We start from the raw sequence: 26328 nt of genomic DNA, 5'->3' as shown, positions 1-26328 counted from the left end.
CGATCACGCGGCGGCCGGGACCCGGCGGGCCCCGGTCAGCGCCTCGAACAGACCCGGGTCCAGCATCGTGCCGGCCGCGGTGTCCACGGTGTCGCCGAAGCCCGCGTCGAACAGCGCGACGCTGACCGTGTAGCGCCGATCGACCGCGCAGGTGCCGAAGGTCCACTCGTCGCCGGTCCCGGGCGAACCGTCCGGCCGCAGCACCCGGGCGCGCGGGTCGCCGAGCCGGAACCCGAACTCGGTGAACTGGAACCGCAGCCCCTGCCCGATCGCCTTGCTGTAGGCCTCTTTCAGCGTCCACAGCCGCACCAGCGCGCCATTGCGGCGGTTCGCCGCCATCGCGTTCAGCATCGTCAGCTCGTACGGAGTACAGGCCTGATCCTCGGTGCCGGTGCCCGACATCGGGCGGTCGGCCAGCTCGACGTCGACTCCGATACGGCCACGCCTGGTGATCCCGACGACCAGCAGCTCGTCGGTGTGGCTCAAACTGATGTCGATCTGGTCGCAGCCGCGCAGATACGGTCGCCCGCCCGGCTTGTAGGCCAGGTCGAGCAGCTCCGGCCGAGTCTCGATCACCGCGGCGGCCGCGTGCTTGAGCAGGAGCCGTGCCGCGACGAACCGGGAGCGGATGTGCCGGTGCGTCATACGTTGCGCGCGCGCCCAATCGCGGCCGAGCAGCAGCCGCAGCCGCGGGTCGTCCGGGTCGCCCGGCAGCCAGTCGTCCAGCCGGCCGTACACCATCACCCCGCCGGCCTCGGCCAGCCGCCGGCGCACCAGCTCCCACGGTCCATCAGGACCCTCGATCAGCAGCGGACGGCCGAGCGGCCCGCCGGCCGCGCCCCCGGGGCCCACCCCGGCCATCACGCGACCAGACCGGCGGACAGCTGGCCGCGTAGGTATTCCACCAGGGTCGCGGGCGTCACGATGCTGTCGAGCATGTCCGGCAGCGACAGCTTGCCAAGCGCGGGCAGCCGTTGCTCCAGCTGGTAAGTCAGCTGCATGACCATCACCGAGTCGAATCCGAGGTCGCCGCGCAGCGCTACGTCGGGTCCGATGCGCGCACACGGATCGTTGACCAGGCGGGAGACCGCGGAGTAGACCGCCTCGCGCACCGGGTCGTCATCCAAGGCCTCATGCGGCAGCAGTTCGGCGATCAGCGCCACCAGCGCGGCCGCGTCGGTGTCCTCGCTGCGGCACACCGGCACGCAGGCCGGGCCGTCGTCCCCGGCCAGCGCCTTGACCAGGTTCGTCAGCACCGGCTTCGGGCCGATCTCGAGCACCATGTCAAGGCTTTGCTCCGCGAGCAGCCGCTGCGCGGCCTGCGCGAACCGCACCGGGGCGCTGATGTGCTCGGTCCAGTAGAGCGCGCCCAGAGCCTCGTTCAGCAGCCTGCGGCCGCGCACGGTGGAGTAGAACGCCAGCTTCGGCGGGTTCGGCGGCACCCGCGAGGCGACCCGGGCGAAGCGCTGGAGCATCGGCTGCATCAGCGGCGAGTGGAAGCCGTGCGAGACCTGGAGCAGCCGGGCCGCCACCTTGCGCCGGGTCAGCTCGTCGTGGATGTGTTCGAGGGCGCCGAGGTCGCCGGAGAGCACCGTGGCGCGCGGTCCGTTGAAGGCGCCGAAGCCGACCTTCGCCGACCGCTGCACGAAGTGTTCGAGTTCCTCCGGCGCGGCGCGCACCGCCAGCATGCCGCCACCGCTCGGCAGGTATTGCATGTAGGCGCCGCGTACCGCGACCAGGAGCGCCGCGTCGTCAAGGCAGAGCCCTCCGGCGACGACGGAGGCGGCGAACTCGCCGATGCTGTGGCCGATGACCGCCACCGGCCTGATCCCCGCGTCCAGCAAGGTGGCGGCCAGGGCGTACTCGATGGCGAACATGGTCGGCTGGGTGAACCCGGTCTGATGGACTCTCAGGTCACCACGCACGATCAGATCGGTGACCGAGGTGCCGGTGTACGGGCGCAGCGCCTCGGCAGCTGCGTCCAGGTGGCGGCGGTAGCCGTCGTGCCCGAGGTAGAGCCGGGCGGTCATGCCCGGGTATTGCGCGCCCTGCCCGGTGAACGCGAAGGCGATCCGGGGCCCGGAGCGGTCGATGCTTGCGTTCACGGTCGGCTCCTTTCTGAGTTTCGCCCGTCGCGCGGCGGCGTGCCGCCGGGCGCGATCGTGCCCGATTGCGCGCGGCTGTCATCAGCCTGCTGCGACAGATGCTCCGCCAGCGCGGCCACGGTCGGGTAGTCGAGCACCACGGTCACGTCGACCGGCAGGCCGAGTTCCTCCTCCACATCGCCGTAGAGGTTCAGCGCGACCAGGGAGTCGATGCCGTACTCGGCGAGCGGGACCAGCGGATCGATGTCCAGCCGGCCCAGGTATCTGGCCAGCCGGTGCACCAGCCATTCGCGCAGCGCGGCCTCGCGCTGCTCTGGCGCGAGGGTGAGCATTCGCGCGTTCACGCCGCCTCCCTTCGGGCCGATCCGCCGGCCGTGCGTGCCCGGCCCTTGGTGCGCACCAACTGCCGGACCTTGGGATCGACCAGTTCGAGCAGCGGCTCGAGCCGGTCCTCGAGGAACAGCGAGCGAACCGCGCTGCGCGCGAGCTTGCCGCTGGTGGTGCGGCGAACCGTGCCCGGTCGCACCAGTACGACCCCGGCGGCCTGCACCGCGAATTCCGCGGACACCCGTTCGCGCACCGCGGTCGCCAGCTCGGCCAGGTCGGCCTCGCCGCCCACGGAGGCCGGGCGCACCTCCTGGACCAGCACCACGTGCTCGCGGTCCGATTCGACCGGGAAGGCGACTCCGGCGCCGAACAGGGCGCTGACCCGCTGGATCGACTGCTCGAGATCCTGAGGGTGCAGGTTGCGCCCCGCCACGATGATCAGATCACTGATACGGCCGGTGACGTACAGTTCGCGGTCCTTCAGGAAGCCGAGGTCGCCGGTGCGCAGGAAGCCGCTCTCGTCGTCCGCGGTGCATGCGTCGAAGCCCTCCGCGCTCTCCCTCGGGCGGCCCCAGTAGCCGGAGGCGATGCTCGGGCCGCGCAGCCAGACCTCGCCGACCGCGCCTTCGGCCAGTTCGGTGCCGCTCTCCGGATCCACGATCCGCACTTCGAGTCCGTGCACTCGGCCGCAGCTGCTGAGTGTCCGGCTCGGCCGGTTGGCCGCCGCCGGCCAGAGCCGTCGCTGTTCCAGCGCCGCACGGTCGGCTTCGACGGCGGGCGCGCCCTGGCCGCCCGCGCTGCACGAGACCATCAGCGTCGCCTCGGCCAGGCCGTAACCTGCCCGCAGCGCCGTGGACCGCAGCCCGAACGGGGCGAATCGCTCGGCGAACCGGCGCATGGTCTCCGGGCGCACCGGTTCGCCGCCGTTGACGGCGCAGCGCCACTCGCTGAGGTCCACCCCGGACAGCTGCTCGTCGGTGATCTTGCGCAGGCACAGGTCGTAGCCGAAGTTCGGGGCCGCGGACACGGCCAGGCGGTGCTCGGAGATCAGCCGCAGCCAGTCGGCCGGGCGCTTGGCGAAGGAGATCGGGGACATCAGGACGCTGGTGGCGCCGAGCCACAGCGGGTGCAGCAGCTGCCCGATCAGGCCCATGTCATGGTGCAGCGGCAGCCAGCCGCCGATCGCGGTGTCCGGGGTGGTGCGCAGCAGCTGCTGGATGGCGGCCTGGTTGGCCAGCAGGTTGGCGTGCCGCACCACTACACCGCGCGGGTCACCGGAGGAGCCGGAGGTGTATTGCAGCAGCGCGATGGCGTCCGGGCCGAACGCGGGCATGCGCCAGTCGGAGGGCTCCGGAGCGGACGGCAGACCCAGCAGCGTGTCCGTCGCCACGCAGGTGATCTCTCCGTAGCCGCCGAGCGCGAGCGCCTGACTGGCCGCGCCGGCGTTGCGCCCGTCGGTCAGCACGAAGCGCACCGCGGCGTCGCGCACGATCCCGAGTACTCTGCGCTCCGCGTGGCGCAGGCCGCCGGGGTTGGGGCCGGGCACGGCGATCGCCCCCGCGTAGAGGCAGCCGAGCAGCGACACGGCGAACTGATGAGCGTCAGGCTGCTGAATCAGTACGCGTTCGCCCGTCGCGCCGTGGATGTGCAGCCACGCGGCGAGGGTTCGCGACTCGCGGTCCAGCCGCGCGTAACCGATCCGCCGGATCCCGCCGGTCTCGTCCACCACGACGAGCGCGTCTCGGCTGGGCCGGTTCGCGGCGTGCCGCCGCACCAGCTCGGTGAAGCTTCGGTGTCCGGTCATCTCCGTCCCCCTGTCCCGTCGGTGGGCCCTGCTCCGGCGCCGGGCGGCGAATGTCCCGTGTGTGCGGCGCCGAGGCCGTCGGGCCTCATAGTTCGGAGTATGTGTCCGTATTCTCGAAGGCTCCTCGAACACCCGTTGCCGTCCGAGTGAGCACGCCGCGGCCGGTCGGGCGAACAATCGGGCATATCGTGACTCTTCCGCCCCGGGCGCCGCAGGCTGCGGCGCGCCGGGATCGGAATTCCGCCGCGGTTCAAGCGGATGCGGAGGGGTCGTCAGCCGCGCCGCTACGCGGATCGGTGGCCGCGCGATAGCGGGTGAGGTAGCGCTTGACCGCTTCGGCGTCCGGAGCCGCGGGGCGCTCGGCCCGGGCGCCGGCCGGAATGTCGGGCCGCGGCGTGCCGGGCACGACCACGTCGGCTTCCGGCAGTACCCCGTCGACGAGGTACGCGGCCACCAGCGACTCGACCTGCGCGTTGCCGCGCACGCCGAAAACCTCGTTGGAGCCGTCGTCGGCGATGGTGATCAGGCGGTCGCCGAGGTGCGCGGCCATGTCCCGGCCGCCGGGATAGTTCAGGTTGGTGTTGCCCTCGGCGTGCACGATCAGGCCCGGGGCGTAATGCGCGCGGCGCAGCTCGGTCAGCGGCTCACGCGGCTTGTCTGCGCGGAACGTCGCCACCCACGGTTGCACCCGCGAGACGCCGTAGCCGTAGGGGTAGCGATCGCGGTATTCGCGCATGTCCCGGAAGTACAACTCAAGGTCCTCAGACCAGTCGCCCTCGCAGGTGATGGCCTCGACGACGCCCGGCGCGTGCGTGTCACCCGGCTTCGGCTGGTCGCCGTCTGGCGCGGCGAACAGCCAGGCGGTCGCGGCGCCGGCGGGGTTCGCGTCTCGCAGCGCGGCGACGGTATACGCGAGCTGATCCCACAGCGGCCGGTGCGTCGCGCCGTTGCCGACCGCCCCGTCGAAGGCGGTGCGATCGACTCCGCCCACCGGCTTGACCGCCAGCGCCGCGGCGACCCGCTCGACGGTCGTGATGACCGCCGCGGCGTCCGAGCCGAGCGCGAACACGCCGTCGCGCTCGCCGGCCCAGGCGGCCCAGGCGTCGACGTTGCGCCGGATCGCGATCGCCTGCGTGGTGTACTGCGCCCGCCAGATGGCCGCCGGATCAACGCAGGAGTCGAAGACGTGCCGATCCAGCCGGGTGCCGAACATGCTGCCGTAGACCGAGCCGAGATAGCTGCCGAAGGCGTATCCCAGGTAGCTGATCTTCTCCTCGCCCAGCGCCTCGCGGATCAGATCGAGGTCGCGCGCGATGTTGCGGGTGGTGATATGGGCCCTGAGCTGCCCGCCGGCCCGCGCCGCGCCCTCCTCGGTCGCCTTCATGTCGAGCGCTATCTGTGCGAAGTCCTCGTCCGCCGGCCGGGAGGACCACGGCGCCTTGGCCGCGACCAGTTCCCGCAGCAGCGGCGCCGACAGGCCCCAGCCGCGCGGATCGAAGCCGACCAGGTCGTACACCTGGTGCACCGGGGTGCCCGCGTATCGCAGCGGGCTGAAACGGCCGAGCCCCTGGTTGCCGCCGGGACCGCCGTTGAGCGCGACGAGCGTGCCGCGCCGCCGCGCCGGATCGAGCGCCGGTATGCGCCCGACGACGATCCTGATGCTCTCGCCTTGCGGGTCTGTGTAGTCAAGCGGTACCTCGACCTCGGTCTGCTGCAGACCGCTGTCACCGCCGGCGCCGTCGGCCACCGACCACCGCAGGGCCTGTCGGCGGTAACGCGCCGGGACCTCGCCCACCAGCTGCGTCGTCGTCATGTTCAAGTCCTTCCTCACGAGCCGCGGTCCTGGTCGGGGCAGTGTCCTGAAGCGGCCTCTAGCACCGGTGGAGCGGGCCTTCCCGCGCGGGCGCGGCGCGGCGTCCTCCAGCGGGAGTCGAGCCGGGCATCCCACACTCCGGACATGAGCCCGCTGCACGGATTGCGCGTCCTGGAACTCGCCGCGATCGGTCCCGTTCCCTACGCGGCGATGCTGCTGGCGGACCTCGGCGCCGAAGTGGTGCGGATCGACCGGGCGGACGGCGAGCAGCCGTTCGCCGCTTGGCACCGCGGCATTGACCGGGGCCGGCGCCGGGTGGCTCTGGACCTGAAGCAGCCGGACGCACTGGCCCGGCTGCTGAGCCTCGTCGAGGACAGCGATGTGCTGCTCGAAGGCTTCCGGCCCGGGGTGGCCGAGCGGCTCGGCTTCGGCCCGCGCGCGTGTCATGAGCGCAATCCGGGGCTGGTCTACGGACGGATGACCGGCTGGGGGCAGGACGGCCCGCTGGCTCACGCCCCGGGCCACGACATCAACTTCCTGGCACTGTCCGGGGCGCTCGACGCGATCGGCCCTGAGGGCGGCGATCCGGTGGTGCCGCTGAACCTGGTCGGGGACTTCGCCGGCGGGGCGCTGCCGCTCGCGGTCGGCGTGCTGGCCGCGGTGCTCGAGCAGCGCACCACCGGGATCGGCCGGGTGATCGACGCCGCGATCGTGGACGGCACCGCCAGCCTGCTCACGATGCTCGCCGCGATGGAAGGCGCCGGGCTGTGGAGCCGCGGGCGCGGGCGCAATCTGCTCGACGGCGGCGCCCCTTTCTACACCGTGTACACCTGCGCGGACGGCCGCCACGTCGCGGTGGGCGCGCTGGAGGAACGGTTCTATCGGCAGTTCGTGCGCGGGCTCGGGCTCGATCCCGAGCAGCTGCCCGACCGCGACGACCCGGCCCAGTGGCCCGCGCTGCGCCGCCAGTTCGCACTGCGCTTCGCCACGGCGGACCGGGATTCATGGGCCGGCCGGTTCGACGGCACCGAAGCCTGCGTCACCCCGGTGCTCAGCCTCGCCGAGGCGGCCGAGCACCCGCACCATCGCGCCCGAGGCACCTACCGCGACGAGGCGGGTTTACGACTGCCGGCCGCGGCGCCGCGCTTCCTGGACGACCCGTCCCGCGCCGCGGCGGCCGCACAGCACGTGCCGTGACACGGAGGAGAGAGATGGCCGCGAACAACCGCCGAGCGGTGCAGATCTATGACACGACCCTGCGCGACGGGGTACAGCAGGAAGGCCTGGCGCTGACCGTCGCGGACAAGCTGGCCGTCGCCCGCCGGCTCGACGCGTTCGGGGTGGACTTCATCGAGGCCGGCTGGCCCGGCGCCGTTCCCCTGGACACGGATTTCTTCCAGCGCGCCGAACGGGAGCTGACGCTCGCGCACGCTCAGCTCGCCGCCTTCGGCGCGACCCGGCGACCAGAGGGCGACGCTGGTAACGATCCGCAGATCCGCGCGCTGCTCGACGCTCGGACACCCGTGGTGACCCTGGTGGCCAAGAGCCACGACCGGCATGTCGAGATCGCGCTGCGCACGACGCTGGCCGAGAACCTGCGGATGATCCGCGACTCGGTGCGTCAACTGATCGCGCAGGGCCGCAGGGTCTTCGTGGACGCCGAGCACTTCTTCGACGGGTACCGGGCCAATCGCGCTTATGCGCTCGCCGTCGCCGAGGCTGCGATCGATGCCGGAGCGGAGAAGGTAGTGCTCTGCGACACCAACGGCGGCACGCTGCCGACGCAGCTGGCCGAGATCGTCGCCGTCGCGACGGAACGCGGCCTTGCTGTCGGCATCCACTGCCATGACGACGCCGGTTGCGCGGTCGCCAATTCGCTGCTCGCGATCGGCGCGGGTGCCGGGCAGGTGCAGGGCACCGCAAACGGATACGGCGAGCGCTGCGGCAACGCGAACTTGTTCAGCGTCGTGGCGAACCTGGTGGTCAAGGAGGGGCACGAGCTGCTCTCCCCCGCGCAGCTGGCCGGTATGGCGCGCACCGCGCACGAAATCGGCGAACTGGCCGCGGCCCCGGTGCTCTCCTCGGCTCCGTATGTTGGCGCGTCGGCTTTCGCGCACAAGGGCGGGCTGCACGCCTCGGCGGTCCGGCTCGATCCAAGCCTTTATCAGCATATTGAACCGGAGCGGTTCGGCAACCGCAGCCGGGTGCTGGTCTCCGATCTCGGCGGCCGCTCCTCGATCGAGCTCAAGGCCCGCGAGCTCGGCTACACCGTGCGCGCGTCCGATGAGCGAGTCAACCGGGCGATGCTGCGGATCAAGGAGCTCGGCCGGCTCGGGTACGCCGTGGAGTCCGCGGACGCGTCCTTCGAATTGCTGCTGCGAGAGCACCTGGCCGATCAACCGATGCCCCGCGTGTTCGACATCAGCGCCTGGTGGCTGTCCACCTCCGGCTCCTGGGACCGGTCCGCGACCTCGACCCGCGCGGTGCTGCGGGTCGACCGGGATGGGCGCACGGTGACCACCAGCGGAGTCGCCGACGAGCCTGTCAGGGCCCTGTTCCAGGCGTTGTGCGCGGCGCTGACCCCGGTCGTGCCCGGTATAGAGGCGCTCGAACTCCTCGACCACGAGTCGCGGCCGATCACGACGGACGACGACGGACAGCCGGCGACCAGGGTGCTGATCCGGTTCGGGTTGGGCGCACGCGCCTGGCGCACCGTCGGCGTCGGACGCGACCTCGCGGCGGCGGCGCTGCTCGCGCTGAACGACGCCGCCGACTACGTGCTCGCCTGCGGTCCGGCCGGCGCGCCGCCCGCTCTCGACCGGCGGCGCGGTGAGCCACGGGCGCAGCGCACGGGCGCCAGTTCCGGGGCTGCGGGATGAGCGGCCGTCGCGCCACCCGCCCGGGCTCCGCACCGGGCGCCGGAGTTGGTGCCAGGACCGGGGACAGCACCGGCGCCGGTGTCGTAACTGGGACCGCTGCGACGGTTCTCGCGTTCCCCGGTCAGGGATCACAGTTCCCCGGCATGACGGCTCGGCTGTACCTCGGTCACGTCCGATACCGCGCGCATCTGGAGGCGGCGGCCGAGGCACTTGGCCCATATACGAGCTCGTCGATCATCGACCTGGTGGTGGGCGGGGACGCGCGCATCTGGCAGACCGGCTTCGCTCAGCCCGCACTGTTCGCGGTCGAATACGCCTTGGCCACCACCCTGATCGAGAGCGGCGTACGCCCGGCCGCCGTGCTGGGCCAGGGCGTCGGCGAGCTGGCCGCGGCGGTGATCGCCGGCGCGCTGAGCCTTGATGACGCCGCGCTGCTCGTCGCGACGCGCGGCGCGTTCATGCACTTCCTTCCGCCCGGCGGCATGCTCGCGGTGCGCGTGGGGGCGCGCGGACCCGGCGGGCTGCTGGACGGGCCGCTCAGCGACGCGCTGGCGCGGGAGCCGGCCGTGACCGTGAGCGCGTTCAACGGCCCGCGGGATCTCGTGCTGTCCGGCGAGCCCGCAGCGCTCGGGCGGGTCGGCGCGGCGTTGCGGCGCCAGCGTGTCGCGACCTTGCCGCTGGCCGTGCCGCACGCGTTCCACTGCGCGTTGATGCAGCCGGTGCTCGGGCGGTACCACAGGGTTCTGAGTCGGGTTTCCCTCGGCGCGCCGAGCCTGGCGTTCTACTCGACCGTGCGCGGCGGTGCCATGCGCGGCGAAGCGCTGGACGCTCAGTACTGGGCGGAGCACGTGACCGCGCCGATCCTGTTCGCCCGCGCGGCCGAGCGCCTAACGGCCGACCTGCGTTCAGCCGTGATCGTCGAGGTGGGGCCGAGGCCGTCGCTTGGCGGCCTGCTGCGGCGGCGCGGCGGCGGGGCCGACACCCTCGTCTGCGTATCCGCGTGCCCGAGCGTCGATACCGACGCCGCCGGACTGAACGCGCTCGCGGAGCGCCTCGTCGACGGCCGTATCGCGAACGAAAACACGCAGGAGCGCTGGACGGCCGCCTCAGCAGCCTGATCCAGCGCTCCCGATGCCGGGTGCTGCGCGTTGGCCGACGCGCAGCACCCGGCGTGTTCAGGCCGCCACGTCTGCGGCAGAGGCCTGATTCACGGGCCGTACGGATTCCGGGGCGGCGACCAGGATCGGGCGCGGCATCCTGATCGCCTTGGTGGCGCGGGTGCCGACCCGGCGGCGCAGCACCGGCAGTGCGCCCTGAAGACGTTCGACGCGGATGGGCCGCGGTCCGCCGCCTTTGGGCTGCTTACCCTTGGCTACCGCGGCCATCGCGGCCTTCATCCCCTTCGCCCGGGCGCGGGCGTTTCGGGCTTCGAGCCGTTCCTGGAAGCGCTGGCGGTCCTCGACCACCGGGCGGCGGCGGGCCTCGATGAGCGCGCACGCCTCGTCCAGCGCGCGTGCGCCATCAGCGTCCTGCGACGGATCGGCGTGCCGGCCGGCCAGGATCGGATGCAGCACGTTCGAAGCCTCGACCGCGTCGGCGACGGCCAGTCCGATCCCATATCCGCCGACCGGCGAGATGACGTGCGCCGCGTCACCGATCAGCAGCAGGCCGGGCAGCCACCACCGCTCCAGCATGGTGATCCGGATGCTCAGCAGCTTGAGCTGGTCGAAATCGGTCAGCTCGGCGGCGCGCTCGTCCAGCCACGGCAGCGTGTTGTGAATGAATGCCTTGATGGGTTCCACACCGCGGGCGCGCGCCTGCTCGACGCTGCCGACCGGGATGGCGTAGCCGATCTGCCAGTGGGTGTCGTGGTTGAGCGCGGAGCCCAGGCCGCGTTCGTCGGAGAACAGGTCGAAGCCGCACAGCCACGGATCGCTGTCCTTGTACCGCGGAACGCGCAACCAGAGCAGGTCGTTGCCGACGCCGCACTCGCGCGACGGGATCTCGGCCAGCCGGCGCAGCACCGAGAAGCGGCCGTCCGCGCCCACCACCAGCGGCGCGCGCACCTCGTGCTCGATGCCCCCGGCGCGATAGCCGACGCCGCAAACCCGGCCGTCGTCCGATCTGAGCAGACGGTTGACCCGGGCGCTGAAGCGTAGTTCGAAGCCGGCGAACCGCCCGGCCCGCGTCGCCAGGAACTCCAGGAACCGCGACTGGGAGAGTATCGCCATGAAGGGGTGATCGCGGCTCGCCGCACCGTAGTCGAGCAGCTTGTAGTCCCTGCCCCGGGCGTGCCAGGTCAGGCCGGTCGCCTTCGCGTGGGGCAGTTCGAGCACCGCGTCGGCCAAGCCCAGCGCGCCAAGCAGGTCGAGGACCGCCGGGCTGAGCGTGTCCCCGCGAAATTCGCGTTCGAAGTCGCCGGCTCCTTCCAGCAAGGTCACCCGGACGCCGTTCCTGGCCAGCAGATAGGCCAGCATCATGCCGCCCGGACCGCCGCCCACGACGACGCAGTCCGTCTCGGACGTCTCCACCGCGCCCATAACCGCCTCTTCCGTATCCGTCGGTCCGCCGTGATCCGTCTCACCATGGCGGCGGCCGCTGGACCCGCGATGCAGCCGGACTCGAACTCCGGAGCTCGAACCCCAGAGCTCGAACGCGAGAGCTCTAACACGGCGCGCGAAACGGCGACGCAGCGAAGTCGCGGGAGCAAGAGCAGGGCCGATCACGGCACGCCGCCGCGTCGAGCGCCGCTCGAGGACCCGCAGCTACCTTCGCGGCGGCCGGCGCGGTCGGCGCCGGCGCGGAGGAGGAGCCTATGAACACCGAAGCGCAGCCCCGGCCCTACCCTTTCAGTGATCCGGATCGGCTCACCCTCGATCCCGTCTATGAACAGCTGCGCGACTCGCCCGGTCTGATCCGGGTCCAGCCCCCGCACGGCGGGTGGGCCTGGCTCGCCACCCGGTACCAGGACGTCAAGACCGTGCTCGGCGACCCGAGGTTCAGCCGCGCCCGCGCGGTCGGCCCGGACGAGCCGCGGCACATGGCGATCGGCCAGCGGCCGGACACGATGGTCGCGATGGACCCGCCGGAGCACACCCGGTTGCGCAGGGTCGTGGCCAAAGCGTTCACGATGCGCGGGATCGAGCGGCTGCGTCCGTGGATCCAGCAGCTCGTCGACGGGCTGCTCGACGAGATCGAACGCGACGGCGCGCCGGCGGACCTGGTCGAGCAGTACGCCTGGCCGATCCCGGTGAACACCATCTGCGAACTGCTCGGCGTACCGCAGCACGAGCGCAAGCAATTCCAGATCTGGTCCGACGTCGCGCTCTCCACCCGCTCCTCGGGGCGCACCCCGGCCGAGGTCGGCCAGGCGGTGGCCGGGCTGCGCGGCTTCCTGGCCGAACTGGTGGACCGCCGCCGCAGGGAGCCGGGCGAGGACCTTATCAGCACCCTGGTCTCGGCGCGGGATGCCGAGGACCGGCTGACCGAGGACGAGATGGTCGGTCTCGGCGTCGGCGTCTTGGTGGCCGGGCACGAGACCACCGCGAACCAGATCGGCAACGTCATCTATCTGTTGCTGACCCATCCCGAGCACCTGGCCAGCCTGCGCGAGCGGCCCGAGCTGCTGCCGCAGGCGGTCGACGAGCTGATGCGGTTCATCCCGCTGTTCGCCGGTTCGTCCTACCCGCGCGTGGCCACGGAGGACATCGAACTCGGCGGCACCCTGGTACGTGCGGGCGAGGCCGTCCTGCCGTCGATGATGTCGGCCAACCGGGACGAGTCGGTGTTCCAGAACGCCGCACGGCTCGACTTCGAGCGCGCCGACAACCCGCATCTGGCCATGGGATACGGCGTGCACCGCTGCCTCGGCACGCAGCTGGCGAAAGCAGAGCTCGAAATCGCCACCTCCGCGCTGCTGCGCCGGTTCCCGCAGCTGCGTCTCGCGGTGCCGGCCGAGCAGGTGCCCTGGCGCGTGGGCGCGCTACAGCGCGGTCCGAGCAAGCTCCCGGTGCTGTGGTAGCGGCCGACCGCCGCCGGCACCGGGCCAACGACGAAAGCACTCGCAGAGAAAGGCCATCTGATGCCCAACACCCTCGCGCTCGACGCGCACGCCCAGGAGCTGCTGTTCCGCGGCGCGCACACCGCCTACTCGTTCAGTGACGAGCCGGTGTCCGATGCGACCGTGCAGGCGATCTACGACCTGGTCAAGTGGGGCCCGACCTCGATGAACCAGCAGCCGCTGCGCGTGGTGCTGATCCGTTCCGAGGAGGCGCGCGACCGGCTGGTGCAGCACATGATCGAGCCGAACCAGGCCAAGACCAAGGCGGCGCCGCTGGTCGCGATCCTGGCGGCCGACATGCGGTTCCACGAGAAGCTGCCGCGGGTCTTCCCGCAGTTCCCGATCGCCAAGGGCTTCTTCGACGGCGACGACAAGCTGCGCGAGGATTCGGCGATTCAGAACGCGCTGCTGCAGGCCGGCTACTTCCTGCTCGGCATCAGGGCCGCGGGCCTGGCGGCCGGGCCGCAGGGCGGGTTCGACGAGGACGCGGTGAACAAGGAGTTCTTCGGCGACGGCCGCCACCGGGCGCTGATCGTGGTCAACATCGGCAAGCCGGGCGAGGGCGCCTTCTGGGACCGCAACCCGCGCCTGGACTACGACGAGGTGGTCACCACCCTCTGAGAGGGCGTCCCCACCATCGCTCCACGGCAGCCTTCTGGTATCAGAAGGCTGCCGTAGTGTGTCCGCAGCCGCGGATGACGGACCGCGGCGTAGCCGGTCCACCCGGTGTCAAGTGCTCCTGAAGACCGGATTCGTACTCTGCGGCCATGAGGATACTTGTCAACACCGGCCCGGCATACGGGCTCTACAACCCGCTCGTTCCGCTCGCGTGGGCGCTGCGGTCGGCCGGCCACGAGGTCCTGGTCGCCGGCCCGGAGCCGATGGCGGGCATGGTCAACGGCTCCGGTCTGCCGTTCACCCCGATCTACGGCCCGATGCACATGCGCGAGTTCATGCTGCACGACCGGGAGGGCCGCCCGCTCGTGCAGGCGAGCGACGAGGACGCGCAGCTGGAGCAGATCGGGCGCGGGTTCGGCCGGCTCGCCGGCCGGGTGCTCGACGGTCTGCTGCGGGTAACCAGGCAGTGGCGCCCCGACGTGGTGATCGCCGAGCCGCACGCCTACGCCGCCGCGGTGGCCGCCGAGATCAACGGCATCCCGTGGATCGAGCACGGAATCGGCATGGGCTACCGGGCGGTGTGCGACGAGTGGGGTGTCGACGAGTTCGGACCCGAACTGAGCCGTTACGGCTTCTCCGGGTTGCCGGGCCCGGCGGCGGTGTTGGACAACTGCCCGCCGACGCTGCGCCGCGACGACGCGAAGCCAGGCATCGCGATGCGCTATGTCGCCTACGACAAGCCCGGCACCGTGCCCGACTGGGTGATGGAACCGAAGCGCCGGCCACGGTTGCTGCTGACACTGGGCACGGTGGAACCCGAGTTCGTCGGGGTGAACCGGAACATCGCCGGCGGCCTGCCGCTGTTCCAGGATCTGCTGCGCACGCTGCCGACGCTGGGTCTCGACATCGTGGTCGCGGCCGCGGACTCGGTAGTCGAGCAACTGCGGCCGCTGCCGGAGGCCGTCATCGCGGCGGGCTGGCTGCCGCTGACCGCGGTGCTGCCCGCGTGTGATCTGGCGGTGCATCACGTCGGTGCGGGAACGACGATGGCCTGCCTGCTCGCCGGACTGCCGGAGGTACTCATCTCCCGCAACGCGGAGCAGACCGATACCGCGCGCCGACTGCACACCGACGGCGCCGCCATCCAGCTGGTCTCCGAGCACCTGGAGACCGGTGCGGTGCTCGAAGCCTGCCGGGCGCTGCTGGAGAACCCGCGGCACCGCGAGCGCGCGCAGGCGCTACGCGACGAGGTGGCCACCCTGCCCTCGCCGGCGCAGCTCGTGCCGCGCATCGAGCAGATCGTCGCGGAGCACGCCGGCTCGTTGGCTCCGGCGCTCGCTTGAGCCGAGCGTCTTCGCCCATGAACGCGGGCCCCGGCCGTGGAAGCGGCCGGGGCCCGTCAGCGTTTGCGGTGCCTGTGTTTGTGCGGTGCCTGTGGTTGCGATGCAACGCCCTGCGAGTCGGGGCGGCTACACGCGCTCGGCGCTCAGGGTCACCTCGACCGGGTCCGCGACGCCGCCACCTGCCGTGTGCATGACGGCGGAGCCGGCGGATTCCAGCCGGTCGCCGCTGACGGAGCCTGACTGGATTGCGTAGACCGCGCCGATCTGGCCGCCATTCCCGTCCGGGACCGGGTGCGTGACATGGTGGACGAAGGTGCCGTCCGGGCGGGTGAACCAGTGTCCTGTGCCCATGAACGCCGGCTCGCCGTCGGGTCCGGGCGGACCGTAGGCGGTCAGCGTGTGGTCGGGGTTGAAGTCGAACCTGGTGCGATAGGGACTTGCCTCCCCGGCGATGGTGGAGCTCGCGGTCCAGGTGCCGACCGGGGTGGTCGTGTCGATCGTCTGGTTCGTCATCGGTGGCCCTCCTCGTTCCGGCGCGGCAATACGCGGCCTAACCGATGGTGATCCCCGCCGCTCGCGCCCGAGTCGAGCGGCGCTCGGATCGGGCCGATCCGTTTGGTCCGCTCAACTGGATAACCCGTCAGATGAACTCGACGCCGTGGCCCACGGCATCCCCCGCCGCGAAGGCGAGCAGCCGCTCCCCCTCCTGCGCCACCTCGGCCTGCTCGGCCTTCGACAGCGGCGAGAAGGGTTCGACGACCAGCGTCGCGTCCTTCTTGGCCCGCTCCACCTTCCACGTCGCCCTGACCACACCATCGACCAGCAGCGTCGCGGCCACGGCGCCGTGCTGGCCCGGCCGGGTACGGGTCTTGCCGCCGACGCCCGAACTGACCACCTTGCGCTGCTCCTCGGTGATCACCCGGCTTCGGTCCGCGTGCGCGACGATCAGGTTGTCGTAGTCGGGCAGGAATCGCGGCGGGGCCGGGGTCTGCGGGTCAGGGCGCGGCGCGTCCGGCAGGTCGAATAGCTCCTCGCCGCGCTCGTCCCGGAAGACCGCGAGTCGCGGCCGCAACTGCTCCACGGCGCCGGCAAGGCCGCGCAGCGCCGACCATGCTTGCACATCCTTGACCGACGCCGGCCCAAAAGCGGCCAGGTACCTGCGCACCATCTGCGCCTGGTCAGGCTCCCCCAGCGGCCGCCCGAGCCAATCCTCGGCCAGCGTCAGCGTCACCGCGCCGCCCTTGCCCCAGGTACCGCACGGCGGCACGTGCACCATCGGCACCATGTACTGCACCGAGTAGCCGAGAGCGGTCGGGTTGCGGTCCGGCCAGCGCTCAGCCAGCAGCTTGCGCAACTCGACCAACGTCAGTTGCCTGCCACGAATCAGATCCCTGCCATAGTTGGCGAGTTCGGCGATGTCCATGTCCTTGGTGTGCCGGCCGAAGAAGCTCTGCTGCGCACGGTCGAGCATCGGTTGGAGTGTCGGGCGCAGCCACAGGTAGTCCTGCGCGCCGATCAGATGCTGGGTGTAGCGCATCATGGTCGAACGCACGATGACGCGGTCGAACAGCAGCCGGGTCAGCTCGTCGAGCTTGAAATCCGTGGACCGGGTCCACACCCCGATATACGGCGGGCTCGGCAGCTGCGACTGAAGGCCGACGAGCCGGGCGACCATCCGCTCCGCGTCGTGCTCGGCGCGCTCCAGCAAGTGCTGCCGAGCGAGCGTGGCGCGGTTCAGCGCGCGGGTGCTCAGCGTCTCCCCCGAAATCGCCCCCGACGCCGTGACGCCGGCCGACTGCGACGCCTCGCGCGATGCCGAACTGCGTGCCATGGTCCTGAGTTCCTCTCTCCCGCCGTCCGCGCCGCGGCGCGTCGGCTGCCGGGCGTGCCGACCAGGTTACGCCGCGCGACCGGCCCTGCGCGGCCTGCTTCCACCGGGCGGCGAGTCCGGTTCGAGCCCGCGCCGGGATGCTGCGATCGGCCATCCGCAACCCGGACGCACGAGGAGACTCAGCCATGACAGCGGAATCGATACCCGCCACGACGCGGGAGGTGCAGCTGGCGTCCCGACCCGACGGGGACTTCCGGCCGGAGAACCTGGCAGTCGTGCAAGTCCCGCTGCGCGAGCCCGGCGAGGGCGAGGTGGTGGTCCGTAACGAGTGGATGCTCATGGCGACCGCGTACCGCGACCTGATGAACGAGGACTGCAAGATCCCGGTGCCGCGCTTCGAGATCGGCGCCCCGCTGACCGGCCGCACCGTCGGCACGGTACTGCGCTCGAACAGCCCGCAGTTCGCGCCGGGCGACTTCGTCGAGCACTTCCTCGGCTGGCGCGAGCACGTGGTGCTGCCCGCGCAGGCGCTGGCCAAGCGGGACCGCGCGCAACTGCCCGCGCCGCAGTACTTCCTGGCCAACGGCCCGACGGCCTGGCGCGGCATCGTGGACATGGCCGGCGCCGGCGAGGGCGATGTGGTCTTCGTGTCCGGCGCCACCAGCGGCGTCGGCTCGCTGGCCGGGCAGATCGCCAAGCACCGGGGCGCGGCGAAGGTCATCGGCAGCACCGGTTCCAAGGCTAAGATCGACTACCTGGTCGGCGAGCTGGGCTTCGACGCGGCCTTCGACTACCACGACGGACCAGTGCTCGACCGGCTGCGCGAGCTGGCACCGGACGGCCTCAACGTGGTCTTCGACAACGTCGGCGGCGAGCAGTTCGAGGCCGCGGTGCAGGCCGCCGCTGCGGGCGCCAGGTTCGCGCTGTGCGGGGCGATGACCGAGCAGCTGGGCCGGGACCGCGCGGACCTGCCGCGGCTGGACCTGATGGCGTCGATCGGCAAGCAGCTGACCTACCGTCCGTTCGCCTGCTTCCACCTGCCCGAACAGATCGCGATCTGGAACGAGCACTTCGCGAAGTGGCTGAACCAGGGCACGTTCAAGTACTCGCACACGGCGCTTGAGGGCGGCGTGGAGTTCGCGCCCAAGGCGCTCAAGGGCCTGCTGGACCGCGAGTACAGCGGCAACGTGGTGCTCAAGCTGACGGTCTGACAGCTGACGGCCCCGCAAGTCGATCGCTGCGAACTGCCGCCCCGAACGCAGGAAGGTCCGCCGGCTGGCTACCGGCGGACCTTCCTGCGTGACAGGCCACTTAGTTTCCGAGGCGGCCGCGTCCCGCCCCGCGTCAGTGACGCCCCTCGGCGAACTCACGGATGCTCAGCGCCACATAGTCGAGCTGCTCGGCGGTCAGCGCCGGGTACACGCCGATCCAGAAGGTGTGCTCGGTGATGATGTCGCTGTTGGTCAGCTCACCGACCACCCGGTAGTCCCGGTCGGTGTACGCGGGATGCCGGGTGAGGTTGCCGGCGAACAGCCTGCGCGTGCCGATCTTGCGGTCCTCCAGGAAGTTCACCAGCTCGGCGCGGCTGTAGCCGGCGTCGGGCCGCACGGTGATGGCGAAGCCGAACCAGCTCGGGTCGCTGTTCGCGGTCGCCTCAGGCAGCAACAGACCGGGTACACCGTCGAGCGCGCCGCGCAGCCGCCGCCAGTTGGCCCGCCGGGCCGCGCAGAACTCGTCCAGCCTGGCCAGCTGGCTCAGCCCCAGCGCTGCCTGCAGGTCGGTGGCCTTCAGGTTGTATCCGACGTGCGAGAAGATGTACTTGTGGTCGTACCCGTGCGGCAGGTCGCCCATCTGGTACTGAAACCGCTTGAGGCACTTGTTGTTCTCGCCGGGCTCGCACCAGCAGTCCCGGCCCCAGTCGCGCATCGACTCGACGATGCGGGCCAGGGCGAGGTTCGCGGTCAGCACGCAGCCGCCCTCCCCCATCGTCAAATGGTGGGCCGGGTAGAAGCTGACCGTCGTCAGGTCGCCGAAGGTGCCGGTGAGCCTGCCACCGTAGGTGGAGCCGACCGCGTCGCAGTTGTCCTCGATGAGGAACAGGTGGTGCCGCTCGGCCAGCTCGGCGATCTCGGCGACCTCGAACGGGTTGCCCAGCGCGTGCGCGATCATGATCGCCTTGGTCTTCGGGCCGATCGCGGCGGCCACCCGCTCGGCGGTGGCGTTGTAGGTGCCGAGTTCGACATCGACGAAGACCGGCACCAGGCCGTTCTGCAGGATCGGGTTGACCGTGGTGGGAAAGCCGGCCGCGGCGGTGATCACCTCGTCGCCCGGGCGCAGCCGCAGATCACCGAGCTGCGGCGAGGTCAGCGCGGAGAGCGCGAGCAGGTTCGCCGAGGAGCCCGAATTGGTCAGGTGCGCCTTGCGCAGGCCGAGCTTGCGCGCGAATGCGGACTCGAACTTGCGCGAGGAGTGCCCGGCGGCGATCCGCATGTCCAGCGCGGCCTCCACCAGCGCCACCCGGTCCTCCTCGAACAGCGTCGCCCCCGAAGGCCAGATCTCGGTCACCCCCGGCTCGAAGCCCCGGGGCGGATTCTTCGCCTGGTGGTACTTTCGCACCAGCTCCAGGACGGCTTCCTTCTCGTCGGTCAGCGTGGCGGTCAGGGTGTCGGTCAGAGTCATCGCGGTCCTCCAGGAACTCGGTTCTTCGGGCTTGACCGGGGCTGCGGCACCGGGCCGGGAGCAAGGGGGCTGCGGGCGTCGCCTGGCGGCACCCCGGCCCGGGCGAACACCTCGTCGACCAGGCGGGCCAGCTCGACGGCCTGCCGCAGCGACGCCATGCGTCCGGCGCTCGCGAATTCGCGGCGGCCGGCCGCGCGCACCGCGCGGGCAAAGTGCCGCAGCGTATTCGAGCTCTGATCCTGCGCCGGCGAGAGCACGTCGCGCGCGCCCTGCCCGCTCTCGACCCGCAGCGCCGCCGGCACGTCCGGTGGCGGGGTGAACGCCCGGTCCGCCGTGATCCGGCCGTCGGCGCCCCACAGCTCGTAGCGGGACTGATAGGCGTGCCGCATGCCGAACGTCAGCTGCGCGGTGATCCCCTGCGGCGAGCGCAGCAGCACCGCGCCGCCGAGATCGACCCCTGATTCGCCGGGGTCGAGGTGCGCGCCGACCACTTCGAGCCGCGGGCCGAGGAAGAACTGCGCGGCGCGCAGCGGATAGACCCCGATGTCGAAAAGCGACCCGCCGCCGAGGTCGGGCCGCAGCCGGATGTCGCCGTCCGGGCGCGGCGGCACCGCGAACGCCGCGCTGAAGGCGCGCAGCGGCCCGATGGCGCCGCGCCCGAGCAGCCGCCGGGCGGTGTGGTTGCGGCCGTGGTGCGCGAACATGAAGTTCTCCATCAGCACCAGGCCGCGCTCCTCGGCGTACCCGGCGACGCTCTCGGCCAGATCGGCGCGCGTGCTCAGCGGCTTCTCCACGAGCACGTGCTTGCCGTGGCGCAGCGCGGCCAGCGCCCACGGCGCGTGCAGCGCGACCGGCAGCGGGATGTAGACGGCCTCGATGTCGGTGCGCTCCAGCAGCCGCTGGTAATCGGGCTCCGCCGCGCAGCCGAAGGCGCCGGCTATCTGCGCCGCCCGGCGCGGATCGCGAGCCGACACCGCGACGAGGCGCAGCCCGGCCTGCTCCCGCGCGGCGGGCAGCACGCGCCGCACCGCGATGTCCGCGCACCCGATGACGCCGAGCCGGACCGGCCCGCGGTCCGGCGACACCGCGTCACCGGACCGCGTTCAGGCAGGCCACCAGGCTGCGTGCCTGAACGCTGACATAGTGGCCGTGCAGCAGCAGGTCGCCCAGCTGCCAGGCGGTGACCCAGGTGTACTCCTCGGGCAGGTGCGCCGGCAGCGAGTCGTCGGCCTCCACGATGAGGTACCGGAATTCGGCGTTGAGGAACCGCCCGCCCTCCTCGGAGTGAATCGTGTCGAACCGGATGCGCGAGGGGTCCGCGCCGAGGACGTAGTCGAGCAGGAACGGCTGTTCGCTCTCGTCGTAGTTGCCGGGCCGGCACTGCACGGTCGGGCCGAGTTCGACGGTGTCCAGGAAGCCGCTCTCGATCTTCGCGTGCGCCAGCACGTGCAGGACGCCCTCGATCCGCTTGACCACGAAGGCCGCGATGCCGAGGCCGTTCGGCTCGAACAGCGGCTGGCTCCATCCGGACACCTCGCGGCTGCTCGCCTTGACGTCGACCGCGACGACCTGGAAGTGCCTGCCGTCCTCGCGCACGATCGCCTCATCGGTGCGGCGCCAGCCCGGCAGGCCGGCCAGCGGGACCTGTTTGGCGGTGAACTCCAGCCGGGCGCGCTGCTCGGTGAACCAGCTCAGCAGCTCCACGGTGCCGACGGCTGCGCCGGCCTGAGGGTCGCGCGAGGCGGCCAGCGCGTCGTGGAACCCGCCCGGGCCCAGCGGCGCGCTGGCAGCCGGCGGCAGGCAGGAGAGCACCGTGCGCGCGTCCATGTTCACCGCGTTCTTCTGGTTCATCAGCTCGTTGATCTGGCCGAGCGTCATCCAGCAGAAGTCGTCGTGCAGCTCCACCTCGCCGTCCGCCTCGACGATCATGTTCCGGTTGCGCTTGCGGTAAAACCACCAGCCGTGTTCCGACTGGAGCACGTCGGTCACCACGCGGCCGCGGCGCGGCGCGGCGAAGTATTCGAGGTAGCGCACCGCGTTGCCCTGGTGTACGCGCATGTAGTTGCTGCGGGTGGCCTGGACCGTCGGGGCCAGCTGGAGCATGCGCGGGTTGCCCGGCTCCATCTTGGCCTGCATCAGGAAGTGCAGCACCCCGTCGAACTCCTTGACCAGGATGCCCAGGATGCCGATCTCCGGCTGGTTGATGATCGGCTGGTGCCATTGCGGAAGCGGACCGCCCGAGGAGGTGACCGCCAGGCCCTCGACGCTGAAGAAGCGGCCGGTGCGGTGCACCAGGTTTCCGGTGTCCGGCGCGAAGGACCAGCCCTCCAGCGCCTCGAACGGGATGCGTCGCACGTCGAAGGTGTGCACCCGGCCGCGCTCGGCGAGCCAGGCCTCGATCGCCGCGGCGTCGGAGAGGGCCGCTCCGGACGAGCAGGCCGCCGAGCGGTGCAGTCGGAAGGGCAGCTGCGCGTCGTGCGCAGTGCGCAAAATCCGTTCCGGGGCCGCAGTGATCCCCATGGTGAGCCTCCTGAAGTCTCGCCGGTTGCGGGTCCGCGCGCGATCAGATTCAGACAGGCCGCGCGGCGGACGCGGGGTCACGGTCGGCCACCGCGCTAGAGCCGCGCACGAGGGCGCCCGGACCCGGTCGCGCCGGACCGCCGGCGCCGCACCGCGAACGCGGAGGCGAATAGGGACTCTGTTCGGCCGCTGACACCCCGCGGGATCCCGGCCGCGGCGCAGCGCCGCTCCACCGTCGCTCCGCCGCGGTGCGAGCCCCGGTTGCGAACCTCGCCCGGCCGACCGTCGCACCCGCGACCGCACCGGCCGGATCCAGAAGGGTTTCCCGCCATGCCTACCGTCGCAACGAGAGGCCTCAAACCGAGGCTGGACTCACTGACCGGGCTGCGGTTCGTCGCGGCAGCGCTGGTCTTCTTCTTCCACGGGAGCATCGAGTTCGTCTTCGCGAACCCCTCGACGCAGAGCGGCTACCTCACCGCGGCGCGCACCGCGGGCTTCGTCGGCGTCTCGTTCTTCTTCATCCTCAGCGGCTTCGTGCTGACCTGGAGCAGCCGGCCGCAGGACCGGGCCCGTTCGTTCTGGCGCCGCCGCTTCTTCAAGATCGCGCCGAACTACCTGGTCACATATGTGGCGGCGCTGATTTTGCTGGCCTCGATCCACAAGCCGAGCGGGATCGGCCAGGCGGTGGCGAACCTGTTCTTCGTCCAGTCCTGGGTACCGCAGTTCTCGTACATGAGCGGCGTCAACGACGTGAGCTGGACGCTGTCGGCCGAGGCGTTCTTCTACCTCTCCTTCCCGCTGCTGCTCGTGCTGATCAAGCGGATCAAGGAAACGCAGCTGTGGTACTGGGCCGCGGGCGTGGTCGCGGCGGTGTTCGTCCTGCCGGCCGTCGCCCAGGCGGCGTTCGCCGACAAGCCGTACTTCATCTGGGGCCCGGCCTCGTGGCACCAGATCTGGTTCGTGTACACGTTCCCGGCCGCGCGGCTGCTGGAATTCACCCTCGGCATCCTGCTGGCCAGGATCGTGCTCGCGGGTAAGTGGATCCCACAGTTCGGCGTGTTGCCCGCGACCGTCATCGCGGTGGCGGGATACGTCCTCTCGCTGCACGCGCCCTTCCTGTACCGGTACGCCGCCGCGACCGTGATCCCGCTGGCGCTGCTCATCCCGGCCGCCGCCACCGCCGACGCCGCCGGGCGCCGCACCGTGTTCTCCAGCAGGGTGATGATCCGGCTCGGTGAGGTCTCCTTCGCCTTCTACCTGGTGCACCACCTGGTGATCGTCTATGGGCACCGCGCCTTCGGCCTGGGTGCGTACGGCTACCCCAAGGCCTGGTCGACGCTGCCTGCCATCGCATTCCTCATCGGGACATTCGTGGTCAGCCTGATCCTCGCCTGGGGCCTGTATGAGCTGGTGGAGCGGCCGGTTATGCGCCGTTGGTCCGCAGCGCGGCCGAAGGCCGGCTCGGTGGGGCCGATCCCGGCGCAGGCCCCCGTGCCGCAGACCGAGCAGGTGGCACCCGGCAGGCTCGCCCCGACCGCCAACGCCGAGTAGGAGGAAGCGTGTCCACCACTTCGCTCTCCGCAGCGCCCGGGGCGTCTGCGGACCCTGCGATCCGGCCGGTGACCCCGGAACTGTACGTGGAGATCCAGCAGTACTACGCGCGCCAGATGCCGCTGCTCGAAGAGCTCGACATCGAGCGGTTCGGGCTGACCTTCACCGAGGACGCCGTCTTCGAGCACGTTCCGGACGGCTGGAGCATGCGCGGCCGCGAGCAGCTGGTCGAGGCGACCCGCGCGAACACCGCCCGCTACGGCGAGACGATCTTCCGGCACTGGTTCGAGAACCGGATCATCGAGCTCTGCGACGACGGCACGGTGCGCGTCTCGTACACCGCGCTGGTCAGCCTGACCGCTCCGGACGGGACCGTCTCATTCGAGCCCAGCTGCACGGTGCGCGACGTGCTGGTGCGCGGCGCGGACGGCGTGCTGCGCACCCGGCACCGCAGGCTGCGGCACGACACCTCGAGCCGGGAGCGCTACTGGGCCGGCCAACTGACCGCTCGCAGCTAAGGCGCGTTCCGCCGCGCGACCTTGCGAAACCGAAAGGAAAGAACATGTCGACCAAGCCATTCGAGGGGCAGACCGTCGTGGTCACCGGCGGGGGCACCGGCATCGGCCGGGCCACCGCGCTGTCCTTCGCCGAGCAGGGCGCCGCGACCGTGGTGATCACCGGCCGGCGCGCGCACCGGCTCGACGAGGTCGCCGCCGAGCACCCGGCGATCGTGCCGGTCGTGGCCGACCTCGTCACCGAGGAGGGCGCCGACGCGATCGGCGCCGCCGTCCAGGCCCGCTCCGGGGTCCTGGACGTCCTAGTGCACAACGCCGGTATCTACCGGCAGACGCCGATCGACGCGATCGACGTGAAGCTGGCCCGCGAGCTGCTGGAGACCAACGTCTTGGGCACCGCGCTGCTGACGACGCGGCTGCTACCGCTGATCAAGGCCCCCGGCGGCAGCATCGTGCTGGTCTCCAGCGTCGCCGGGCACAAGCCGGAACCGTATGCGTCCGTATACGCGGCGAGCAAGGCCGGCGTGCACAGCCTCACCCTCACCTGGGCGAAGGAGCTGGCCGGCCGGGGCATCCGGGTCAACGCGGTGGCGCCGTCCGCAGTCCGCACCGAGGTGTACGCGGCGAACGGGCTGACCGACGAGCAGACCGACGCGATCTTCGCCCACTACGCCGCGTGCATGCCGCTGGGCCGCACCGGCACCGTCGAGGACGTCACCCCCTGGATCACCAAGCTCGCGGAGCCGGCGAGTTCCTGGGTCACCGGCCAGATCATCGTCCTGGACGGCGGCGCCGACCTGACCTCCGCCGCGGACACCCCGTACTCGCCGTACAAGTGGACCGACGAGTCCGAGTCCGCGCCGGCAGACGAACTCGAGCGGGCCACGGCCTAGGGCGTGTTTTGGAACTAGCGCCTGTGAAGGCCGCGGCGTCTGGCGCGTGCGATCGCAAGGCGGAGGGTCGTCCTCGTACCGGGCGTACGCGGACGATCCGACAACGCAGCGAGCGTGCGTGGCAGGCGCCGCGGCCCAGGCGAAAGTTCCAAAACATGCCCTAGGGCGTGTCCAGCCAGACGAGCACGAGAGGCGGCAAGCTATGTCTATTGCAATAGCACCACCCGCGACCGGGCTGCTCGACGCGGCCCGCGGCGTGGCCGAATCCGCGGCCCGGCACGCTGCGCAGGCCGACCGCACCGGCGCGCTGTCCCCAGAAGTGGCCGCGGCGGTACGCCAGGCCGGATTCGCCCGGCATCTGGTACCGGCCCGTTACGGCGGCACCGAAGGCACCTTCAGCGAACTGACCCGCGCGGTGGCCGCGGTAGGCGAGGCCTGCGCCGCGACCGCCTGGTTCGCCTCGCTCTCGGCGTACTCGGGCCGCTTCGCCTCATATCTGCCCGCTGCGGGCCAGGACGAGCTCTGGGCGGACGGCCCCGACGCGGTCATCGCGACCGGCCTGGTCCCGTCCGGCGCGGCCACGCAGACCGAGGGCGGCTGGCTGGTCAGCGGAACCTGGCGCTACGTCAGCGGCATCACCTGGAGTGACTGGGTGCTGCTGTGCGCGCCCGGACCGCAGGGCATCGCGGACGCGCGGTTCTTCGCGCTGCCGGCGTCCGCGTGCCGGGTCGAGGAGACCTGGGACAGCACCGGGATGCGGGCGACCGCGAGCCACAGCGTCATCGTGCCGGAGACCTTCGTGCCCGAACACCGCTCGGTTCCGCGCACGCAGGTGCTGGCCGGACCAAACCAGACCTCGGACGCGGTGTGCCACAACACCTCGTTCCGCGCGGTAGGCACGCTGACCTTCGTCGCGCCCGCGCTCGGCGGAGCGCTCGGCGCGCTCGGTTCGGCCGTGGCCCTGCTCAAGCACGGCCGCCGCACGGCGGCGGGCGACGAAGGGCTGGCGCGCGCGGCCGGCCGCATCGACGCCGCGCGCCTGCTCATCGAGCGCAACGCCGCGACCGCGGACGGCGCAGACTGCACTCCGGCGCTGCTGGCCCGCAACGAGCGCGACGCGGCCCTCGCGGCGGAACTGCTCGTCGACGCGGTCGGCGGCCTCGTGCGCGCAGCCGGAACCAACGGCCTGTCCCAAGCGCATCCGCTGGAGCGGCACTGGCGCGACGTGGTCGCCGCCGCGAGCCACGTGGCGCTGCGCTTCGAGACCGCGCCCGCGAAGAACTTCGCGGACACCCTCCTGGCCTGAAAAGCGCCCGGACTCGAGCCCCGCTGGAGCGCGGCTCGACGACGCCTCGGGGCGGCATCCCAACACCGGATGCCGCCCTGACGT

22 protein-coding genes are annotated in these 26328 nt (G+C 71.5%); 11 read left to right on the top strand and 11 right to left on the bottom strand.

The genetic code is table 11. The annotated features are described in order from the left end of the window. Positions 1-3 precede the first annotated feature (3 nt). From VN779_RS09395 to VN779_RS09375, 5 genes are all read right to left on the bottom strand, one after another. Positions 4-861, bottom strand: a complete 858-nt coding sequence (locus VN779_RS09395) for a 4'-phosphopantetheinyl transferase family protein (RefSeq protein WP_325722066.1) — start codon at positions 859-861, stop codon at positions 4-6. Continuing rightward, positions 861-2105, bottom strand: coding sequence for an acyltransferase domain-containing protein (locus VN779_RS09390; protein WP_325722065.1), 1245 nt, complete (start codon positions 2103-2105; stop codon positions 861-863). The genes VN779_RS09395 and VN779_RS09390 overlap by 1 nt, the downstream gene beginning before the upstream one ends. Further along, the gene (locus VN779_RS09385) at positions 2102-2449 is read right to left on the bottom strand and encodes an acyl carrier protein (RefSeq protein WP_325722064.1); all 348 of its coding nucleotides are present in this window, start codon (positions 2447-2449) and stop codon (positions 2102-2104) included. Before VN779_RS09385 ends, VN779_RS09390 begins: the two co-directional genes overlap by 4 nt. Further along, positions 2446-4236, bottom strand: coding sequence for a fatty acyl-AMP ligase (locus VN779_RS09380; protein ID WP_325722063.1), 1791 nt, complete (start codon positions 4234-4236; stop codon positions 2446-2448). The genes VN779_RS09385 and VN779_RS09380 overlap by 4 nt, the downstream gene beginning before the upstream one ends. Before the next feature lie 250 nt (positions 4237-4486). Then, positions 4487-6049, bottom strand: a complete 1563-nt coding sequence (locus tag VN779_RS09375; protein ID WP_325722062.1) for an alpha/beta fold hydrolase — start codon at positions 6047-6049, stop codon at positions 4487-4489. A gap of 144 nt (positions 6050-6193) precedes the next feature. On the opposite strand from VN779_RS09375, the gene VN779_RS09370 reads away from it, so the two are divergent. The 3 genes from VN779_RS09370 to VN779_RS09360 are packed head-to-tail and all read left to right on the top strand — an operon-like array spanning position 6194 to position 10046. Beyond that, positions 6194-7246: a CaiB/BaiF CoA-transferase family protein gene (locus tag VN779_RS09370; RefSeq protein WP_325722061.1), complete on the top strand. Its 1053-nt coding sequence runs from the start codon at positions 6194-6196 to the stop codon at positions 7244-7246. Between the two features lie 14 nt (positions 7247-7260). After that, positions 7261-8928: a citramalate synthase gene (gene cimA, locus VN779_RS09365; protein ID WP_325722060.1), complete on the top strand. Its 1668-nt coding sequence runs from the start codon at positions 7261-7263 to the stop codon at positions 8926-8928. Further along, the gene (locus VN779_RS09360; protein ID WP_325722059.1) at positions 8925-10046 is read left to right on the top strand and encodes an acyltransferase domain-containing protein; all 1122 of its coding nucleotides are present in this window, start codon (positions 8925-8927) and stop codon (positions 10044-10046) included. Before cimA ends, VN779_RS09360 begins: the two co-directional genes overlap by 4 nt. Positions 10047-10103: 57 nt before the next feature. Here VN779_RS09360 and VN779_RS09355 read toward each other — a convergent pair whose 3' ends face one another. After that, on the bottom strand, positions 10104-11468 hold the full coding sequence (locus VN779_RS09355) for an FAD-dependent monooxygenase (protein WP_325722058.1): 1365 nt from the start codon (positions 11466-11468) through the stop codon (positions 10104-10106). A 275-nt stretch (positions 11469-11743) separates the two neighbouring features. Here VN779_RS09355 and VN779_RS09350 point away from each other — a divergent pair, with 275 nt between their 5' ends. The 3 genes from VN779_RS09350 (at position 11744) to VN779_RS09340 (ending at position 14949) form a co-directional block, all read left to right on the top strand. Further along, the gene (locus VN779_RS09350) at positions 11744-12949 is read left to right on the top strand and encodes a cytochrome P450 (protein ID WP_325722057.1); all 1206 of its coding nucleotides are present in this window, start codon (positions 11744-11746) and stop codon (positions 12947-12949) included. Between the two features lie 60 nt (positions 12950-13009). Next, positions 13010-13609 carry a malonic semialdehyde reductase gene (locus tag VN779_RS09345; protein ID WP_325722056.1) on the top strand — a complete coding sequence of 200 codons (600 nt, stop codon included), beginning with the start codon at positions 13010-13012 and terminating at the stop codon, positions 13607-13609. Between the two features lie 146 nt (positions 13610-13755). Then, entirely contained in the window at positions 13756-14949 is a 1194-nt protein-coding gene (locus tag VN779_RS09340) for a nucleotide disphospho-sugar-binding domain-containing protein (RefSeq protein ID WP_325722055.1), read from the top strand. 126 nt (positions 14950-15075) lie between these two features. Here the strand turns inward: VN779_RS09340 and VN779_RS09335 are convergent, their stop codons facing one another. Both VN779_RS09335 and VN779_RS09330 read right to left on the bottom strand, forming a co-directional pair. Next, a complete protein-coding gene (locus VN779_RS09335) occupies positions 15076-15462 on the bottom strand; it encodes a hypothetical protein (protein ID WP_325722054.1) in 387 nt (128 codons plus the stop codon). A gap of 127 nt (positions 15463-15589) precedes the next feature. Further along, positions 15590-16780: a winged helix DNA-binding domain-containing protein gene (locus tag VN779_RS09330; protein ID WP_325722053.1), complete on the bottom strand. Its 1191-nt coding sequence runs from the start codon at positions 16778-16780 to the stop codon at positions 15590-15592. A gap of 185 nt (positions 16781-16965) precedes the next feature. Here VN779_RS09330 and VN779_RS09325 point away from each other — a divergent pair, with 185 nt between their 5' ends. After that, positions 16966-17991 (top strand): NADP-dependent oxidoreductase, encoded by a 1026-nt coding sequence (locus VN779_RS09325; protein ID WP_325722052.1) that lies wholly within the window; start codon positions 16966-16968, stop codon positions 17989-17991. Between the two features lie 133 nt (positions 17992-18124). Here the strand turns inward: VN779_RS09325 and rfbH are convergent, their stop codons facing one another. From rfbH to VN779_RS09310, 3 genes are read right to left on the bottom strand one after another with little or no spacing between them, the layout of a single operon-like run. After that, positions 18125-19459 carry a lipopolysaccharide biosynthesis protein RfbH gene (gene rfbH, locus VN779_RS09320; RefSeq protein ID WP_325722051.1) on the bottom strand — a complete coding sequence of 445 codons (1335 nt, stop codon included), beginning with the start codon at positions 19457-19459 and terminating at the stop codon, positions 18125-18127. Then, positions 19456-20544 carry a Gfo/Idh/MocA family oxidoreductase gene (locus VN779_RS09315; RefSeq protein WP_325722050.1) on the bottom strand — a complete coding sequence of 363 codons (1089 nt, stop codon included), beginning with the start codon at positions 20542-20544 and terminating at the stop codon, positions 19456-19458. Before VN779_RS09315 ends, rfbH begins: the two co-directional genes overlap by 4 nt. Before the next feature lie 4 nt (positions 20545-20548). Then, positions 20549-21979, bottom strand: a complete 1431-nt coding sequence (locus VN779_RS09310) for an NDP-hexose 2,3-dehydratase family protein (RefSeq protein WP_325722049.1) — start codon at positions 21977-21979, stop codon at positions 20549-20551. Between the two features lie 330 nt (positions 21980-22309). Here VN779_RS09310 and VN779_RS09305 point away from each other — a divergent pair, with 330 nt between their 5' ends. The 4 genes from VN779_RS09305 (at position 22310) to VN779_RS09290 (ending at position 26244) form a co-directional block, all read left to right on the top strand. Beyond that, complete coding sequence (locus VN779_RS09305) at positions 22310-23530, top strand: acyltransferase (RefSeq protein WP_325722048.1); 1221 nt, start codon at positions 22310-22312, stop codon at positions 23528-23530. Positions 23531-23538: 8 nt separating this feature from the next. After that, entirely contained in the window at positions 23539-24048 is a 510-nt protein-coding gene (locus VN779_RS09300; protein WP_325722047.1) for a nuclear transport factor 2 family protein, read from the top strand. Between the two features lie 44 nt (positions 24049-24092). Continuing rightward, the gene (locus VN779_RS09295; RefSeq protein ID WP_325722046.1) at positions 24093-24938 is read left to right on the top strand and encodes an SDR family oxidoreductase; all 846 of its coding nucleotides are present in this window, start codon (positions 24093-24095) and stop codon (positions 24936-24938) included. Positions 24939-25140: 202 nt separating this feature from the next. Next, complete coding sequence (locus VN779_RS09290; protein WP_325722045.1) at positions 25141-26244, top strand: acyl-CoA dehydrogenase family protein; 1104 nt, start codon at positions 25141-25143, stop codon at positions 26242-26244. The last annotated feature ends 84 nt before the right edge of the window (positions 26245-26328 follow it).

Source organism: Actinocrinis sp., from assembly GCF_035605935.1.
Lineage (GTDB): Bacteria > Actinomycetota > Actinomycetes > Streptomycetales > Catenulisporaceae > Actinocrinis.
The sequence above is the reverse complement of the archived record's forward strand: the minus strand, read 5'-3'. Positions and strand labels throughout refer to the sequence as shown.

Excerpts from the sequence above, each read along its gene's own strand:
- VN779_RS09335 (WP_325722054.1), bottom strand. The coding sequence starts at position 15,462 with ATGACGAACCAGACGATCGACACGACCACCCCGGTCGGCACCTGGACC.
- VN779_RS09345 (WP_325722056.1), top strand. The coding sequence starts at position 13,010 with ATGCCCAACACCCTCGCGCTCGACGCGCACGCCCAGGAGCTGCTGTTC.
- VN779_RS09325 (WP_325722052.1), top strand. The coding sequence starts at position 16,966 with ATGACAGCGGAATCGATACCCGCCACGACGCGGGAGGTGCAGCTGGCG.
- VN779_RS09290 (WP_325722045.1), top strand. The coding sequence starts at position 25,141 with ATGTCTATTGCAATAGCACCACCCGCGACCGGGCTGCTCGACGCGGCC.
- rfbH (WP_325722051.1), bottom strand. The coding sequence starts at position 19,459 with ATGACTCTGACCGACACCCTGACCGCCACGCTGACCGACGAGAAGGAA.
- cimA (WP_325722060.1), top strand. The coding sequence starts at position 7,261 with ATGGCCGCGAACAACCGCCGAGCGGTGCAGATCTATGACACGACCCTG.
- VN779_RS09380 (WP_325722063.1), bottom strand. The coding sequence starts at position 4,236 with ATGACCGGACACCGAAGCTTCACCGAGCTGGTGCGGCGGCACGCCGCG.
- VN779_RS09370 (WP_325722061.1), top strand. The coding sequence starts at position 6,194 with ATGAGCCCGCTGCACGGATTGCGCGTCCTGGAACTCGCCGCGATCGGT.
- VN779_RS09310 (WP_325722049.1), bottom strand. The coding sequence starts at position 21,979 with ATGGGGATCACTGCGGCCCCGGAACGGATTTTGCGCACTGCGCACGAC.
- VN779_RS09295 (WP_325722046.1), top strand. The coding sequence starts at position 24,093 with ATGTCGACCAAGCCATTCGAGGGGCAGACCGTCGTGGTCACCGGCGGG.
- VN779_RS09305 (WP_325722048.1), top strand. The coding sequence starts at position 22,310 with ATGCCTACCGTCGCAACGAGAGGCCTCAAACCGAGGCTGGACTCACTG.
- VN779_RS09375 (WP_325722062.1), bottom strand. The coding sequence starts at position 6,049 with ATGACGACGACGCAGCTGGTGGGCGAGGTCCCGGCGCGTTACCGCCGA.
- VN779_RS09330 (WP_325722053.1), bottom strand. The coding sequence starts at position 16,780 with ATGGCACGCAGTTCGGCATCGCGCGAGGCGTCGCAGTCGGCCGGCGTC.
- VN779_RS09360 (WP_325722059.1), top strand. The coding sequence starts at position 8,925 with ATGAGCGGCCGTCGCGCCACCCGCCCGGGCTCCGCACCGGGCGCCGGA.
- VN779_RS09340 (WP_325722055.1), top strand. The coding sequence starts at position 13,756 with ATGAGGATACTTGTCAACACCGGCCCGGCATACGGGCTCTACAACCCG.
- VN779_RS09355 (WP_325722058.1), bottom strand. The coding sequence starts at position 11,468 with ATGGGCGCGGTGGAGACGTCCGAGACGGACTGCGTCGTCGTGGGCGGC.
- VN779_RS09395 (WP_325722066.1), bottom strand. The coding sequence starts at position 861 with ATGGCCGGGGTGGGCCCCGGGGGCGCGGCCGGCGGGCCGCTCGGCCGT.
- VN779_RS09350 (WP_325722057.1), top strand. The coding sequence starts at position 11,744 with ATGAACACCGAAGCGCAGCCCCGGCCCTACCCTTTCAGTGATCCGGAT.